We start from the raw sequence: 15,669 nt of genomic DNA, 5'->3' as shown, positions 1-15,669 counted from the left end.
GCCCGCAGCCGCCAGCCGTCCCCGTGCGGTCCGGCCTCGACGCGGCCGCCGAGCAGGGCGGCCCGCTCGGCGGCGCCGCGCAGCCCGCGGCCCCCGGTGGTGCGCCCCGCACCGCCGTCGGGGGACGGCGGGGTCTGGGCGGGCGGGTTGGTCATGGTGATCTCCAGTTCGCGGTGGCCGTCGGACGTGTGGACGCGGATCAGCAGGGCGATGGGGCCGGCGCCGTGGCGCAGGGCGTTGCTCAGGCCCTCCTGGACGATCCGGTACGCCTCGCGGGAGGCGATCGCCGGGAGCTGCGTCCAGTCCCCGGCCGGGCCGGGGTCCTGCTCGGCGGTGAGGGTGGTGCCGCCGGCCCGGGTGCGGGCCAGGAGGCCGTCGAGGTCGACGGCCAGGGTGGGGGCGGGCATGGCGTCGGCCCGGGCCGGGTCCCCGTCCCGCAGCAGGCCGAGGACCGCGTCGAGCTCGCCGACGGTGCGCCGGGTGGTGTCCTCGATGGCGGCGAGCGCCTCGCGGACGAACTCCGGGTCTCTGTCCAGCACCCGCCGGGCCGCGCCCGCCTGGAGGGTGACGGCGCTCAGCGCGTGCCCCACGGCGTCGTGCAGTTCCCGGGCCAGCCGGTTGCGCACGGCGAGGTCGGCGGCCCTTTCCTCGGCGGCGGCCAGCCGGTCCGCCGCGGTCGGCCCGAGGAGTACGGGCGCGAGCCGGGCCAGCAGCGCGCCCGCCCCGGCGCAGATCGCGGCGAGCGCGGTCAGCAGTCCGGCCCCGACCAGGGGCGAGACGTAGGGCTCCGCCTCGGCGCTGAACCAGCCCACGCCCCACACCGAGGCCCGCAGCGCCCCGGAGAACGGCATGACGATCAGCACCACGCCCATGGGCGGTACCGCCAGGCTCATCCCGCTGACCACCGCCCCGATGCCCAGGTGCAGGGTCCACCAGGCCGAGGCCCGCCAGCGGGCCCCCCAGGACCGGGCCGGACCGTCCGCCAGCCGGTCCCCCGGGACCCCGGTCATGGTCCGGGCGACGGTCGCCGACAGCGGCCGGACCAGGCCGAACAGCCCGGTCAGGGCGATCAGGGGCAGGGAGGCCGCGTAGGAGAGCAGGGTCAGCGGGAGGGAGACCAGCACGTTGGCCCCGCCGGCCGCCGCGCTCACCACGACCTGGGTGAGCAGGAGGTACGGCATCAGCAGCGCCCCGCCGAGCACCAGGTGCACCCACCGCAGCCGGGCCCGCGCCCCCACCAGCAGCCCGGCCCCCCGGCGCAGCGCCCCGGCCGGCCGTCCCTCGCCGAAGCCGCTCACGGCCGTCCCCCGTTGGTCCATGTCTCTCCCCCGCCGGCTCCCCCGGCCCATCGGTTTCCTCCGGTCCCCCGCCGGTCCCCCGCCGGCCCCCCGCCGGTCCCCCGCCGGCCCCCTGCCGGCGGCCGGGTCAGCCCTCCCTGCGGGAATAGAGGCAGCGGACGAGGACGGCTCCGGCCAGCAGTCCGGTGATCATCTGGTCAGCGTAGGCCAGGAAGAAGGCCGTGGTGGAGGGTTCGCCCTCGCCGAGGTTCACGCCGAGGACGGCTATCAGGGTCCACGCCCCCCAGGTCAGCGCGGCCGCCGAGCCGATCCAGGCGAGGGCCAGCGGCCAGCGCGCCGGGCGCGACCCGCCCCGGGCCAGCATCAGCGCCCCCGCCACGGCGGCGAAGGCGCATATCGCGTGCGCCGCGGACACCACGCCGGTCTCCGCCGAGTACGCCGCCGCCCGCTCGGCGGGCAGCCCGGCGCTCCCGCCGAAGGCCCAGTACACCTGGACCGCCCCCGCTGCGAGGCCCGCCAGCGCAGCGGCTCCCGCCACCACCCCCGTGGGGGACGGGAGCCGCTGCCCGAGCGCGCCCTGCCAGAGCCGGCCCCAGCGCTGCCGCGCGTAGGGGACGAACAGTCCGGCCAGGGCGATCGCCTGGATGATGAAGCCGGTGTAGACGACGGCGAACACCCAGGAGTCGAGGAAAGGTTCGCGGGCCGCCATGGCCGCCTCGTCGGCGCCCATGCCCAGGGCCTTGACCAGGAGCTGGGCCGGGTAGCCGAGGACGATCGGGGTGAGCAGCCCGGTGGCGACGAAGACCGGCACCGCCAGCAGCCGGCCGGGCACCCGCATGCCCCAGGGGCGGGTGAGCACCAGCACGAGCACGATCACGCAGGCGTCCATGGCGACGGTGATCGCGTTGGCCACGGTCAGGGCCGTCCCGGCCTTCAGCAGGATGCTGTCCGCCGGTATGCCGATCCGACTCCCGGCCAGCCAGGCCGCCTTGAGGGTCAGGTAGGGCAGGGTGGCGGCCACGGCGGTGGTGCGCAGGATCCGCTGCCCGGTCCCCAGGGACCGGGCGGCCGACGGCTGCGTCGTGCTCATCTCGTTCGTCATGCGGACGGCTCGTGTGCTCATGCCTCAACGGTCGCGTGCGCGGCGCCCCGCCACCTCCCCCACGAAGGTGAACCGCCTCCCCCGCGCGGGGGAGGAACTCCCGCGTCCACCGCCTCACATGCGGCGCGTCACCACCGACAGCCGGTCCCGCGCCTCGAACAGCGCGGCCTTGATCGTCCGCTCGTGGTCCTCCGTCAGCCGGGCCACCGGCACCGAGCAGCTCACCGCGTCGCGGGCCGGCGTCCGGTACGGGACGGCCACCCCGAAGCAGCGCAGCCCGAGGGTGTTCTCCTCCCGGTCCACCGCGTAGCCCTGCTCCCGCACCAGCGCCAGCTCCTCGACCAGCCGCTCCCGGTCGGTGATGGTGTGTTCCGTGACGGCCTCCAGCCGCCGCGGCAGCATCCTGCGCACCTCCTCGTCGGTGTGCGTGGCCAGCAGGGCCTTGCCCAGGGCGGTCGAGTGGACGGGCAGCCGCCGCCCGACCCGGGTGAAGGGCCGCAGGTAGTGCCGGGAGGGCCGGGTGGCCAGGTAGACGACGCTCGTCCCGTCCAGCCGCGCCAGGTGGATCGTCTCGGTGGTGTCGTCGGAGAGCCGGTCCAGGCTGGGCCGGGCCGCCGCGACCACCTCGTCCCCGTCGATGTACGAACTGCCGACGAGCAGGGCCCGTACGCCGATGCCGTAGCGCGTGCCGGTGGCGTCCGTCTCCACCCAGCCCAGGTTCACCAGGGTGCGCAGCAGCATGTAGAGGCTGGACTTGGGCAGGGAGAGGTCGCTCTGGATGTCGGCGAGGCTGTGCAGCCCCGGATGCGCCGCGAAGTGCTCCAGCAGCAGGACCGTGCGCACCGCCGACTTCACGGGCGGTGCCGTCGCGGGGAGTCCCGGCTCGGCCGCCGGTGCGGGAGGGCCGTCCGTCCCGGTCGTCTCGGCTGTCGTCATGCGCCTGCTTCCCCTCTGGTCGGCTCGGATCGCCTCTTGTCACCCGGTGGACGCGGAACCTAGAGTCCGCAGCAGAAGTGATCATTCATCCACCGGAACGGCGTTCAGAATACTGAACGATCCGAGGAGGAGCAGGCCATGACGGCGAATCCAGTCTGGAGTGTGGACCCCCGCACCGGGAAGCAGCGCGAACGGGTTGCGGTGGAAGCCACAGCCCCGGACGTGGACCGGGCCGTACGGGCGGCGCACGCCGCGCGCGGCGCCCTGGCGGACGCGTCCGTCCGCGCCGCCTTCCTGCGGGCCGCCGCCGAGCTGCTCGACGGGGCCGCCGGGCAGGTCGTGGGGGCCGCCGACGCCGAGACGGCGCTGGGCACGGCCCGCCTGACCGGCGAGCTCGCCCGCACCACCGGCCAGCTGCGGGCCTTCGCCGACGCGGTGGAGGAGGGCTCCTACCTCGACGTCCGGATCGACCGGGCCGACCCCTCCCTCACCCCGCCGCGCCCCGAACTGCGCCGCTACAAGGTGCCGCTGGGCGTGGTCGCCGTCTACGCCGCCTCCAACTTCCCGCTGGCCTTCTCCGTACCCGGCGGGGACACCGCGAGCGCCCTCGCCGCCGGCTGCCCGGTGGTGGTCAAGGCCCACCCGGACCACCCGGCCACCTCCGAGCTGTGCGGCTCCCTGCTGCGCCGGGCGGCCGTGGAAAGCGGTCTGCCCGCGGACGTGGTGGCCGTGGTCCACGGGTTCGACGCCGGCCTGGAGCTGATCCGCCACCCGCTGGTCTCCGCCGCCGGGTTCACCGGTTCCGTCCGGGGCGGACGGGCCCTGTTCGACGCGGCCGCCGCCCGGCCGGTGCCCATCCCCTTCCACGGCGAGCTCGGCTCCCTCAACCCCGTCGTGGTCACCCCGGCGGCCGCCGCCGAGCGCGCCGAGGAGATCGGCTCCGGGCTCGCCGCCTCCGTCACCCTGGGCGTCGGCCAGTTCTGCGTGAAGCCGGGCCTGGTCCTGGTGCCCGAGGGGGCGGACGGCGACCTGCTCACCGCCGCGCTCGCCAAGCAGCTCGGGGAGACCGGGCCGGGCGTGCTGCTCGACCACCGGATGCGGGACGCCTTCCTCGCCGGCGTCCGCGAGCGGGCCGCCCTCCCCGGGGTCACCTCCCCGGTGACGCCGGGCCCGGGCGGGGAGCACGCCGTCGGGGCCGGCTACCTGAGCGTGCCCGCGGCGCGGCTGCTGGAGGGCGGCCCGTACGGGGTGCTCCTGGAGGAGTGCTTCGGCCCGGTGACCGTCGTCGTCCGCTACGAGGGCCCGGACGAGGCCGCCGAGGTGCTCGGCCGGCTCGACGGCAACCTGACCGCCACCCTCCAGCTGTCGCGGGCCGAGACCGAGGGCGCCCCGGGCCCGGCCGCCGCACTGATCGGGCAGGTCACGGGGCTGGCGGGACGGATCGTGGTGAACGGCTGGCCCACCGGGGTCGCGGTGGCCCCGGCCCAGCACCACGGCGGCCCCTACCCGGCCGCCACCTCGCACTCCACCTCCGTCGGCGGCACGGCGATCGAGCGCTGGCTGCGGCCGGTGGCGTACCAGTCGGTGCCGGACGCGCTGCTCCCGCCGGAGCTGCGCGAGGGCAATCCGCTGGGCCTCCCGCGCCGGGTCACCGGGGCCTGAGCGGCGCCCGGGGGCGGGACGGGTGCGGCAAGGAGCGCACGGACCGCGACCGCCCCCGCGACCGGCGCCGAAATCCCCCGAGGGTAAGGGAACGGCAAAGCGGCGCCGGTCGTTCTCCCGGCATGACCGCTATGACCCCTGGTTCCAACCTGCCGCTCGACACCACCCGCGTGACGGTGGACGTGGCCGCCCCGGTACGGCTCGACGTATCGGGTCTGCTGCTCGCGGCCGACGGCAAGGTGCGCTCCGACGCCGACTTCATCTTCTACAACCAGCCCTCCGGGCCCGGTGTCAGCCACCGGTCCGGCGGCGGGGCGGCGCCGGACTCGATCACCGTGGACACCGGCGCGCTGCCGCCCGGCATCGAGCGGATCGTGGTCACGGCCAGCCCCGACGCCGCGGGGCAGACCTTCCAGGGCATCGAGCCCACCGCCACCGTGCGGGACGCCGCGGGCGGCGCGGTGATCGCCACCTTCACCCCGCCGCAGCTGGGGACGGAGACCGCCCTCGTCGTCGTCGAGGTCTACCGGCGCGGCGGGGTGTGGAAGGTGCGCGCGGTCGGCCAGGGGTACGCCAACGGGCTCGCGGGCATCGCCACGGACTTCGGGGTCTCCGTCGACGAGGAGCCCGCGGCGGCCGCCCCGCCGGCCCAGGCCCCGGCCCCGGCGGCCGTCACCCCGCCCGCCCCGCCGATGCCGTCGGCGCCCCCGGCCGCTCCCCCGGCCTCCGGGAAGATCAACCTCGACAAGGGCCGGGTCAGCCTCCGCAAGAACCAGACCGTCTCCCTCGTCAAGGGCGGCCGCCCGCTGCTCTCGCAGGTCAAGATGGGTCTCGGCTGGGAGCCCGCCTTCGGCGGCCGCGACATCGACCTCGACGCGTCCGTCATCGCGTACGGACCGCAGCGCAACTTCGTCGACGCCTGCTACTTCGGCAAGCTGTCCATCCTGAGCGGCTCCGTCAAGCATTCGGGCGACAACCTGACGGGGGAGGGCGCCGGGGACGACGAGGTGATCGTCGTGGACCTCGGCCGGCTGCCCGCCGAGGTCACCGGCCTGGTCTTCACCGTCAACTCCTTCTCCGGCCAGAAGTTCACCGAGGTCGCCAAGGCCTACTGCCGGCTCATCGACGCGGCGAGCGACGAGGAGCTGGTCCGCTTCGACCTGACGGGCGCCGAGCCCCAGACCGGCGTGATGATGGCCAAGCTGATCAAGCAGTTCTCCGGCGAATGGGAGATGACGGCCATGGGCGACTTTGTGAAGTCCCGCACAGTGCGCGGCATGGTCCAGCCGGCCTCCCAGGCACTCTGAGCAGGTGGGCGGGCATATGCGGCTGCCAGGGGCCCGGGCGGGGGGCGGCGCGGGTGATCGATGCCACGCGTAATCCGGAGGTGGCTGTCAGTGCCCGCCCGTAGCCTTGGACCCATGCAGACTTCACTCCAGCCCGCGGGTCCCGCGCGCCCGTCCGCCGCCGAGGCGAACGAGGCGATTCGGCTCCTCGTCGAGACCTGGGCGGACGGGGAGTGGCCCTCGGAGGCGTACGAGTTCCTCCTGGAGGAGTGGGCCGCGGCCTCCCGCGCGGAGATGGCCGCGGCCCAGTAGGACCGGTACGCCCGCGTCAGCGCGGGGAGCGCCGCCACGGGCCGGTGACGGCCAGCATGATGCCCGGGTCCTGGATGTTGGCGTACAGGGTGCGCCCGTCCGGGGAGAAGCACACCCCGGTGAACTCCGAGTACTCCGGCTTCTCGGGCGTCCCGATGTTCAGTTCGTTGCGCGCCAGCGGGTAGACGCGGCCCGATTCGGTGGCCCCGAGCAGGTGTTGCAGCCCTTCGCCGTCCTCGGCGATGACCAGGCCCCCGTACGGGGACACGGTGATGTTGTCGGGGCCGTCGTAGCCGCCCTCGGCGTCCGGGGCGGCGTTCACCCCGATGAGGACGACGAGCCTGATGGTGCGCCGCTTGGGGTCGTAGAACCACACCTGCCCGTCGTGCGCGGCGCCCGGGCTCTCCTCACGCGCGTACGAGGAGACGAAGTAGGCGCCCCCGTCCGCCCACCACATGCCCTCCAGCTTGCGGGCCCGGGTCACGGCGCCGGCCGCGAACTGCTTGCGGACGGACAGGCTCCGCGCGTCGCGGTCGGTCACCTCCACCCAGTCGACCCCGTACACGGTCCCCGTCTTCGTCGCGCGCGAGAGGTCGTCCACGAACTGACCGGCCTTGTCGAAGCACTTGGCGGCGGCGAGCACCCCGGCACCGTCGGCGAGGGTGCGCAGCCTGCCGCGCCCGTGCCGGAAGCCCTGCGGCGGGGTCCAGCGGTAGAGCAGCCCGTTGGGGCCCGAGGCGTCCTCGGTCAGGTAGGCGTGGCCCTGGCGCGGGTCGATGACGACGGCCTCGTGCGCGTACCGGCCGAAGGCCTTGACGGGCCGGGGGTCGCGGTTGGCCCGGCGGTCGTGGGGGTCCACCTCGAAGACGTAGCCGTGGTCCTTGGTCATGCCGTTCTTGCCGGCCAGGTCCTCGGTCTCCTCACAGGTCAGCCAGGTGCCCCAGGGGGTGGCCCCGCCCGCGCAGTTGGTCGAGGTGCCGGCGATGCCCACCCATTCGGCGACGCCGCCGCCGCGCCGGACCTCGACGACCGTGCAGCCGCCGGAGGCGGCCGGGTCGTAGACGAGGCCCTCGGTGAGCGGAACGGGGTGCGCCCAGTTGGCCCGGGGGCCCTTGAGCTCGTGGTTGTTGACGAGGAGGGTGACTCCGCGGGCCCCCTCGAAGGCGGCCGTGCCGTCGTGGTTGGAGGGGGTGCTCTCGCCGGAGTCGAGGGTGGTGACTCCGCTGCGGGTGATCACGCGGTAGGTGAACCCGGCGGGCAGGGCGAGCAGTCCGGCCGGGTCCGGCAGCAGCGGGCCGTAGCCGGGGGCGTGCGGGTGGCCGTGCCCCTCTCCGGCGTCGGCCGTGTCGGGCCGCGGGTCGTCGGCGGCCAGTGCCCCGGGGGCGGTGGCGAGGGCGCCGACCGTCCCGGTGAGGGCGACGCCCGCACCGGCGATGACGGTACGGGCGGTGAAGTCTCTGCGGCTGAGGGGCATCGGGTCTCCTGGGGTGGGGAGGTGGTGCGCCTGACGTACGGTCGTCGGCGCACACGCTCCCGGCCGTATGTGAACGGCGGCTGAACTACCCGCGAACGCGGACCGGCCCCTTGCCGCCGGACGGAATGGCGAACTCCGGCCGCGGAACGGCCGGTTGCCGCCCCCGCCACGGCCCGGAGCGGCCCCCCGGCCCCAGGTCAGGACTGCCGGGACCGGGCCTTGAACGCGGCCTTCCGGGCCTCCTTGGCGGCCTTCTTGTCCGGATGCAACCGGCCCATGGCCTCCAGCACGTGGGCGGTCGCCGGGTGCTCGACCCGCCACACCTGGTCGAAGAACCCGGCGTGGTGCTCCGTCAGGCTGCGCATCAGCAGCGGCAGCTCCTCGGTCTCCCCGTCCGCGGCGAGCTGCGCCGCGATGGTGTCCACCGTCAGCCAGAACACCATCTCCTCGTCCGGGGCCGGTACGTCCGCCGCCCCGTGCTCCGCCAGCCAGACCCGGGCCAGCCCGCCCAGCTGCGGGTCGTCCAGCACGGCGCGCACCGCCGGCTCGGCCTCCGGTCCGGCCGGGGTGAGGGCCTGCTGGCAGCGCAGCCGGCGCAGCGGCGCGGCCTCGTCGTCGCCGCGGGCCGCGGCCAGCAGCTCGGCGACGGCGGTGGGCAGGTCGCGCCCGGCCAGCCACTGCTCGATCTCGGCCTGCGCGGCGGCCTCCGGGTAGAAGGAGACGGCGTCGAGCAGCATGTCCGCGCCCTTGCCCGCCAGTTCTCCGATGGCCGGGGCCTCGACCCCGGCCTCCAGCATCCGGGCGCGGACGCCGTACAGGCCGAGCGGGGTCAGCCGGACCATGCCGTAGCGGGTGATGTCCTCGTCGTCCTCCGCACGGTCCGGGCCGCCGGCGACGGCGTCCGCGTCGGCGAGGTCGTCGGCTTCCGCCATCAGGGCCTCGTCGACGGGGTGGTAGTCGACGAGTCCGATCGGGTCCAGCTGCCGGAACTGGTCGTCGAGGCGCATCATCGCGTCCGAGACCTGCTCCAGGACGGCGTCGGACGGGTCGCCCATGTCGTCCGGCATGATCATCGAGGCGGCGAGCACGGGCAGCGGCACCCGGCCGTCCGCCGGGGCCCCCTCGGAGACGCTGAGCAGGTAGAGGTTGGCGAGCACCCCGTCGAGGAAGTCGGCCTCGCGCTGCGGGTTCCAGTCGAGCCGGTCGAAGTCGATCTCGCCGCCCGCGTCGAGGGCGTCGACGAGGTCGTCCAGATCGGGTACGGCGGCGTCCGCGAGGACGGTGTCCAGGGCCGCCAGCCACAGGTCGAGCACGTCGGCGGGCGCCCCACCGGCCACCAGGGGGAGGTCCTCGCCGGGCGAGGCGGTGCCGTACTCAGGCTCGGCGCCGTCCGCGCCGTCGCCGCTGTCCTCCTCCGGCTCCGTCACGTCGACCAGGCCGGTGTCCACGGCCACCCGCCAGGCCTGGCTCGCGTACACGGGCGAGTCCTCGTCGGCGGGGTCGAGGCCGAGCGCCTCGGCGGCCTCGGGCAGCTGGTCGGCGACGAGTTCGCCGCCGACGTCGACGCGGGTGTCGGGTCCGGCCCAGCGGGCAAGGCGAACGGCGCGGGCGAACAGCGGGGCGACGAGTGCGTCGCGGGCCAGCTCCGCATCGGAGTGCAGCCGTACCGGCGGCAGCGTGGAGTGCGGCTCTGCGGACATGGGGTGGTTCTCCTCGGACGGGCGCGCGCGGGACGGCGGGGGTGAAATCAGGACGGAACGGGGCGGGCGGAGCGGTCACGGAGGGACCGTCAGACCCGGTGCGGCGACCCAGCGTAGACGCATTCGGGGCGGTCCCGGCGGAGCGGAACCGTCAGTTCATCCCACAGTCAGCTGTCGTATTTCCTGGAGACCTTGACAACTTTGCTGGTCACACAGGACATTGACGCGCGTAGACGTTAAGGGACCGTCAAATCCCACCCCCCTCTTCATCCTCCACACACCGGAGTTCCCTCACATGCGCTCATCGCATCCCCGTTCCGCCGCCGTCGCCGCCCTCGTCGCCGCCGCGCTGGCCTCCGGCCTGCTCGCGGGCACGGCCGACGCGGCCGAAGGCGCCGTGTCCGCCGATCCGGTACGCATCCACGACATCCAGGGCACCACCCGGATATCCCCGCTCAACGGCAAGGCCGTCGCCGACGTCCAGGGCATCGTCACGGGCGTGCGCACCTACGGCTCGCGCGGGTTCTGGATCCAGGACCCCGACGCCGACGACAACCCCGCCACCAGCGAGGGCGTCTTCGTCTTCACGAACTCCGTCCCGACCGTCGCCGTCGGCGACGCCGTCAAGGTCTCGGGCACGGTCGGCGAGTACGTCCCCGGCGGGGCGGCCTCCGGCAACCAGTCGGTCACCCAGATCTCCAAGCCCACCGTGACCGTGGTCTCCTCCGGCAACGCGCTGCCCGAGGCCACCGCCGTCAACGAGTACTCCGTCCCGGCGGAGTACGCCCCGGCGGGCGACCCGGCCGCCGGCGGCAGCATCAACGGCCTGACCCTGGAGCCCTCGCGCTACGCCCTGGACTACTACGAGTCCCTGGAGGGCATGAACATCCGCATCGGCAACTCGCGCGTGGTCGGCGCCACCGACCCGCACGCCGAGATGTGGGTGACGGTGAAGGGCTGGGAGAACACCGCCAAGCGCGGCGGCACCCTCTACGGCTCGTACGAGTCCCAGAACACCGGCCGCCTCCAGATCCAGCAGCTCGCGCCGCTCGCGCAGCAGCCCTTCCCGGTGGCCAACGTCGGCGACAGGCTGACCGGCACCACCGAGGGCCCGCTGGACTTCAACCAGTTCGGCGGCTACACCCTGGTGGCCCGCACCCTCGGCGCGGTCAAGGCGGGCACCCTCGCCCCCGAGAAGACCAAGGCCCAGTCGCCCGGCGAGCTCGCGGTGGCCACGTACAACGTGGAGAACCTCGACCCGACCGACCCGCAGGAGAAGTTCGACAACCTGGCCAAGGCCGTCGTCCAGAACCTGGCCTCGCCCGACATCGTCGCCCTGGAGGAGATCCAGGACGACAACGGCGCCAAGAACGACGGCACCGTCTCGGCCGAGGAGACCATCAAGAAGTTCACCGCGGCCATCGCGGCGGCGGGCGGCCCGGCCTACCAGTGGCGGACCATCAGCCCCGAGAACAACAAGGACGGCGGCGAGCCCGGCGGCAACATCCGCCAGGTGTTCCTCTTCAACCCCGCCCGGGTCTCCTTCACCGACCGCGCGGCGGGCGACGCGGTGACCGCGACCGGTGTGGCCAAGGAGAACGGCAAGGCCGCCCTGACCCACTCCCCCGGCCGGATCGACCCGGCGAACCCGGCGTGGGCCGACAGCCGCAAGCCGCTGGCCGGCGAGTTCGTCTTCCGCGGCCGCACGGTCTTCGTGATCGCCAACCACTTCAGCTCCAAGGGCGGCGACGAGGGCCTGACCTCGCAGCACCAGCCCCCGGTGCGCAAGTCGGAGGACAAGCGGCTGCTCCAGGCGCAGGCGGTGAACTCCTTCGTCAAGGAGCTCCTCGCGGCCGACAAGAACGCGGACGTCCTCGCCCTCGGCGACATCAACGACTTCGAGTTCTCGAACACGGCCAAGGCGCTGGAGGACGGCGGCGCACTGTACTCGGCGATCAAGTCGCTGCCGAAGGCGGAACGTTACTCCTACGTCTACCAGGGCAACGCGCAGGTGCTGGACCAGATCCTGGTCAGCCCGGCGATCAAGAACTACGCCTACGACAGCGTGCACATCAACGCCGAGTTCTCCGCCCAGAACAGCGACCACGACCCGCAGGTGCTGCGCTTCCGCCCGTAACACCCGCCCGGAGGGGCCGGGCGCCGCCGCCACGGCCGGGCCCCTCCGCCACGCTCCGGCCGGGGAGGCCGGGGGGCTTTCGGCCCTGGCGTGACGCTGGACACACCGCTGCCCACATGGGCCGGTTGTGGTGTTGAGTGTCCCCCACGCCCGATCTTGTCCTTCTTGTACCCCCGCACCTGGAGGCCGCGTGTTCCCCTCCATCTCCCTCGCCCAGGAAATCGGCCTCGCCGTCCTGCTCGTGGCCGCCCTCGTCTGGGTGCTCGGCCTCGGCCACACGCTGTGGGACAGCCGCTTCCACCACCCGGAGCCGGACGCCTACGAGGGCCTGCCGGTCATCCCGTCCCAGCGCACGGCGGCGGGACACCCGATGGAGTCGGTGGAACTGACGCAGGCGGAACAGGAGGCCTTCGCGGGCCTGATCCGCTCGATCCCCCTGCACTGACCCCCCGCGGGCACACACGGCAAAGCGCCCCCCACCCCCGCGAGGGGTGGGGGGCGCTTCGGCTGCGCGGCCCGTGCGGGTCAGTTGTGGCTGTGCAGGACCTCGTTGAGGCCGCCCCAGTTCGCCTTGTACGGGCGGGCCTCGACGGCGCCGGTGACCGAGTTGCGGCGGAAGAGGATGTTGTCGGCGCCGGAGAGCTCCAGGGCCTTGACGACCTGGCCGTCCGGCAGGGTCACCCGGGTGCCGGCGGTGACGTAGAGGCCGGCCTCGACGACGCACTCGTTGCCCAGCGCGATGCCGATGCCCGCCTCGGCGCCGATCAGGGTGCGCTCGCCGATCGAGATGATCTGCTTGCCGCCGCCCGAGAGGGTGCCCATCGTGGACGCGCCGCCGCCGATGTCGGAGCCGTCGCCGACGACGACGCCCGCCGAGATGCGGCCCTCGACCATGGAGGTGCCCAGGGTGCCGGCGTTGAAGTTGACGAAGCCCTCGTGCATCACGGTGGTGCCCTCGGCGAGGTGCGCGCCGAGGCGGACGCGGTCCGCGTCGGCGATGCGCACGCCCTTGGGGGCGACGTAGTCGGTCATGCGGGGGAACTTGTCGATCGAGGTGACCTGGAGGTGCAGGCCCTCGGCGCGGGCGTTCAGGCGGACGGTCTCGACCTGGTCGACGGCGACCGGGCCGAGCGAGGTCCAGGCGACGTTCGCCAGCAGGCCGAAGACGCCGTCCAGGTTCTGGCCGTGCGGCTTGACCAGGCGGTGGCTCAGCAGGTGCAGGCGCAGGTACGCGTCGTGCGCGTCCAGCGGCTTGTCCTCCAGGGAGGCGATCACGGTGCGGACGGCTACGACCTCGACCCCGCGGACCGCGTCCGAGCGGATCGCCTTGGCCGCGGCGGCGCCGAGGAGCTCCACGGCCTGCTCGGCGGTGAGGCGCTCGGTGCCGGCCGGGCCGGGCTCGGCGGAGAGCTCGGGGGCGGGGAACCAGGTGTCGAGGACGGTGCCGTCGGCGGCGAGGGTGGCAAGTCCGGCGGCGACGGCGCCGGTGGTACGCGTAGCAGTCATGCCCGAAACCTAACCGGCGACGGCCGCTGCGGGCGAACCGGTCTCATGTGCCGGTCGCGCGCGTCGCCGTACCCCCCGCGCGCCCATGGCCAGCACGGTTCCCCCGGCGGCCGCCCCGAGCACCGCGCACAGGGGCCACAGCAGGTCGGGCGCGGTGGAGTACAGCGCCCCGCCGAGGGGCGCCGCGAGGACGACACCGCTGACCGAGACGCCCGCGTACAGGCTCTGGAAGCGGCCGATGGCGTGCCCGGGCGACTCGTCCGCGACGTACGCCGTGGCGGTGGTCTTGTAGAGGATCTCGCCGAGGGTGAGCAGCACCATCATCGCGGCGGCGCTCGCGGCGCCCACGCCGAGCAGCAGCATCGCGTAGGCGCCGCCCACCAGGACCAGCCCGGTGCCGATGATGTGCAGCGGGGAGCGCCTGCGCAGCGCGAGGGCCGCGGGGATCTCCAGGAGCATGATCACACCGCCGTTGATCGCGATGAGCAGGCCGTAGGCCCGGGTGTCCAGACCGTGGTCCGCGAGGAAGACCGGGAAGGTCGTGTAGTGCTGCCGGTAGACGACGTCGATGACGACGATCGCGCCGAGCAGGACGAAGACGCGGGGCCGCGCGCACAGCTCCCGCCACAGCCCCCCGCGGCCCAGACCCCCGTCCGGGGCCGCGGAGGGGGTGGTGGCCGCCCTGGCCGGGACGACCCGGGCGGTCCAGAGGGCGAAGAAGAGGGTGCCGAGGCCGTCCGCGACGAAGAGCCAGTCGTAGGAGAGCCCGGTCGCCACGAGGGCCCCGAGCGGTGAGCCCACCGCGAAGCCGGCGTTGGACGTGAAGCGGGTGACCGCGAAGGCCTGGCGCCGGGAGCCCTCCGGCACGGTGACGGCGACCAGCGCCGAGTTGGCGGCCCGGATCACCCCGGAGGCGTACTGGGCGAGCGGCAGGACGAGGGCCAGCAGGCCGGTGGGGACCGCCGGCAGGACCACGAGGGCGGCGCCACCGAGCACGGAGGCGGTGATCAGCACCCGGCGGTGGCCGAAGCGGTCGCCGTACCAGCCGCCGGTGAAGTTCCCGGCGACCAGGCCGACGCCGCCGATGCCGACGATCAGGCCCGCCTGGGCGGCACCGAGGCCGCGCGGGCCGGTCAGGTAGAGGAAGACGAAGACGAAGGTGAAGCTGACGACGGCATTGACGAAGATCCCCGCAGCCAGCAGCCACACGACCCTCGGTACGTCCTTGAACCCCTGCAGCACACCCGTGTCCCCCTGCATTCCGTGAGTCAGTTCCTGAGTCAGTTCCTTTTGGGAACGGACTATGCCAGCATGACAGCCTGGGGTCAACGGACAAAGGAGTGCCCATGGCCCAGCGCACGCACCTCGGCGACGCGGACTGCTCCATCGCCCAGGCCCTCGACGTCGTGGGCGACTGGTGGACGCTGCTGATCGTGCGCGACACCGCGCGCGGTCTGTACCGCTTCGAGGAGCTCCAGCGCGAGCTGGGGGTGTCCCGGAAGGTGCTCGCCGAGCGGCTGAAGCTGCTGGTGGAGGCCGGGGTGCTGACGCGCGAGCCGTACCAGGAACGCCCGGTGCGGCACGAGTACCGGCTGACCCCGCGCGGGCGGGGGCTGCTGCCGGTCCTGGTGGCCCTCCAGGACTGGGGTGACACCTGGGTCCTGGGAGAGGGAGAGATGTCCGCGACCACCGACGAGTCCTCGAAGGAAGCCGCACGGGTCCACGCGCTGCGCGGCACCCGGCTGCCGGAGCTGCTGCTGCCGGACCGTTTCGGCGAGCGCCGCGATCCGGTGGCGGACAGCCCGTTCACGGTCCTGTACTGCTTCCCCGGCGCGTACGCCCGGGCCGAGTCCTACCCGCCCGGCTGGGGCGGGATCCCGGGCGCGAAGGGGTGCACGCTGGAGTCCTGCACCTTCCGCGACCAGCTGGCGGAGTTCACCGCGGCCGGCGCCACCGTGCACGGGGTCTCGACGCAGCGGCCGGACGAACAGCGGGAGTTCGCGGAGCGGGAGCGGCTGCGCTTCCCGCTCCTGTCGGACGCGGACCTCGACCTGGTGACGGCCCTGCGGCTGCCGACGTTCCGCGCGGCGGGGGTGAGCCGGATCAAGCGGCTGACGCTGGTGGTGGACCGGGAGCGCACGGTGCGGGAGGTGTTCTATCCGGTCCGGGACATCGAGACGAGCGTGACCGCTGCGCTGGCGGCCGTGCGCTCCGGGGGGTAGCGCGGGGGCGCCCCCAGACCCTCCCCCAGCTACC

General features: G+C 74.1%; 13 protein-coding genes. 6 read left to right on the top strand and 7 right to left on the bottom strand.

All coding sequences use genetic code 11. The annotated features are described in order from the left end of the window. The 3 genes from AB0F18_RS18205 to AB0F18_RS18195 all read right to left on the bottom strand — a co-directional run. On the bottom strand, nucleotides 1-1,319 hold a 1,319-nt coding region (locus AB0F18_RS18205; RefSeq protein ID WP_362061411.1), incomplete at its 3' end, for a histidine kinase. Nucleotides 1,320-1,425: 106 nt separating this feature from the next. Further along, a complete protein-coding gene (locus tag AB0F18_RS18200; RefSeq protein WP_362061408.1) occupies nucleotides 1,426-2,421 on the bottom strand; it encodes a hypothetical protein in 996 nt (331 codons plus the stop codon). A 93-nt stretch (nucleotides 2,422-2,514) separates the two neighbouring features. Beyond that, complete coding sequence (locus AB0F18_RS18195; RefSeq protein ID WP_362061405.1) at nucleotides 2,515-3,336, bottom strand: IclR family transcriptional regulator; 822 nt, start codon at nucleotides 3,334-3,336, stop codon at nucleotides 2,515-2,517. A gap of 138 nt (nucleotides 3,337-3,474) precedes the next feature. Here AB0F18_RS18195 and AB0F18_RS18190 point away from each other — a divergent pair, with 138 nt between their 5' ends. From AB0F18_RS18190 to AB0F18_RS18180, 3 genes are all read left to right on the top strand, one after another. Further along, entirely contained in the window at nucleotides 3,475-4,998 is a 1,524-nt protein-coding gene (locus tag AB0F18_RS18190; RefSeq protein ID WP_362061402.1) for an aldehyde dehydrogenase (NADP(+)), read from the top strand. Nucleotides 4,999-5,120: 122 nt separating this feature from the next. Next, nucleotides 5,121-6,305, top strand: a complete 1,185-nt coding sequence (locus AB0F18_RS18185; protein ID WP_362061399.1) for a TerD family protein — start codon at nucleotides 5,121-5,123, stop codon at nucleotides 6,303-6,305. Nucleotides 6,306-6,419: 114 nt separating this feature from the next. Continuing rightward, complete coding sequence (locus AB0F18_RS18180) at nucleotides 6,420-6,596, top strand: hypothetical protein (protein WP_362061396.1); 177 nt, start codon at nucleotides 6,420-6,422, stop codon at nucleotides 6,594-6,596. A 16-nt stretch (nucleotides 6,597-6,612) separates the two neighbouring features. On the opposite strand, the gene AB0F18_RS18175 is transcribed toward AB0F18_RS18180, so the two are convergent. Together AB0F18_RS18175 and AB0F18_RS18170 are read right to left on the bottom strand one after the other, a co-directional pair. Further along, on the bottom strand, nucleotides 6,613-8,070 hold the full coding sequence (locus AB0F18_RS18175; RefSeq protein WP_362061393.1) for an alkaline phosphatase PhoX: 1,458 nt from the start codon (nucleotides 8,068-8,070) through the stop codon (nucleotides 6,613-6,615). Nucleotides 8,071-8,267: 197 nt separating this feature from the next. Further along, nucleotides 8,268-9,770, bottom strand: a complete 1,503-nt coding sequence (locus AB0F18_RS18170; RefSeq protein ID WP_362061390.1) for a hypothetical protein — start codon at nucleotides 9,768-9,770, stop codon at nucleotides 8,268-8,270. Nucleotides 9,771-10,065: 295 nt separating this feature from the next. Here AB0F18_RS18170 and AB0F18_RS18165 point away from each other — a divergent pair, with 295 nt between their 5' ends. Together AB0F18_RS18165 and AB0F18_RS18160 are read left to right on the top strand one after the other, a co-directional pair. Continuing rightward, on the top strand, nucleotides 10,066-11,907 hold the full coding sequence (locus tag AB0F18_RS18165; RefSeq protein WP_362061387.1) for an endonuclease/exonuclease/phosphatase family protein: 1,842 nt from the start codon (nucleotides 10,066-10,068) through the stop codon (nucleotides 11,905-11,907). A 190-nt stretch (nucleotides 11,908-12,097) separates the two neighbouring features. Continuing rightward, nucleotides 12,098-12,352 carry a hypothetical protein gene (locus tag AB0F18_RS18160; RefSeq protein ID WP_362061384.1) on the top strand — a complete coding sequence of 85 codons (255 nt, stop codon included), beginning with the start codon at nucleotides 12,098-12,100 and terminating at the stop codon, nucleotides 12,350-12,352. Nucleotides 12,353-12,432: 80 nt separating this feature from the next. On the opposite strand, the gene dapD is transcribed toward AB0F18_RS18160, so the two are convergent. Both dapD and AB0F18_RS18150 read right to left on the bottom strand, forming a co-directional pair. Continuing rightward, nucleotides 12,433-13,413: a 2,3,4,5-tetrahydropyridine-2,6-dicarboxylate N-succinyltransferase gene (gene dapD / locus AB0F18_RS18155; RefSeq protein ID WP_362061381.1), complete on the bottom strand. Its 981-nt coding sequence runs from the start codon at nucleotides 13,411-13,413 to the stop codon at nucleotides 12,433-12,435. 9 nt (nucleotides 13,414-13,422) lie between these two features. Further along, entirely contained in the window at nucleotides 13,423-14,673 is a 1,251-nt protein-coding gene (locus AB0F18_RS18150) for an MFS transporter (RefSeq protein WP_362061378.1), read from the bottom strand. An 86-nt stretch (nucleotides 14,674-14,759) separates the two neighbouring features. On the opposite strand from AB0F18_RS18150, the gene AB0F18_RS18145 reads away from it, so the two are divergent. Beyond that, a complete protein-coding gene (locus tag AB0F18_RS18145) occupies nucleotides 14,760-15,635 on the top strand; it encodes a winged helix-turn-helix transcriptional regulator (protein WP_362061375.1) in 876 nt (291 codons plus the stop codon). The last annotated feature ends 34 nt before the right edge of the window (nucleotides 15,636-15,669 follow it).

The organism is Streptomyces sp. NPDC029216 (assembly GCF_040648015.1).
GTDB lineage: Bacteria > Actinomycetota > Actinomycetes > Streptomycetales > Streptomycetaceae > Streptomyces.
This window is presented reverse-complemented; position numbering and strand designations above follow the sequence as displayed.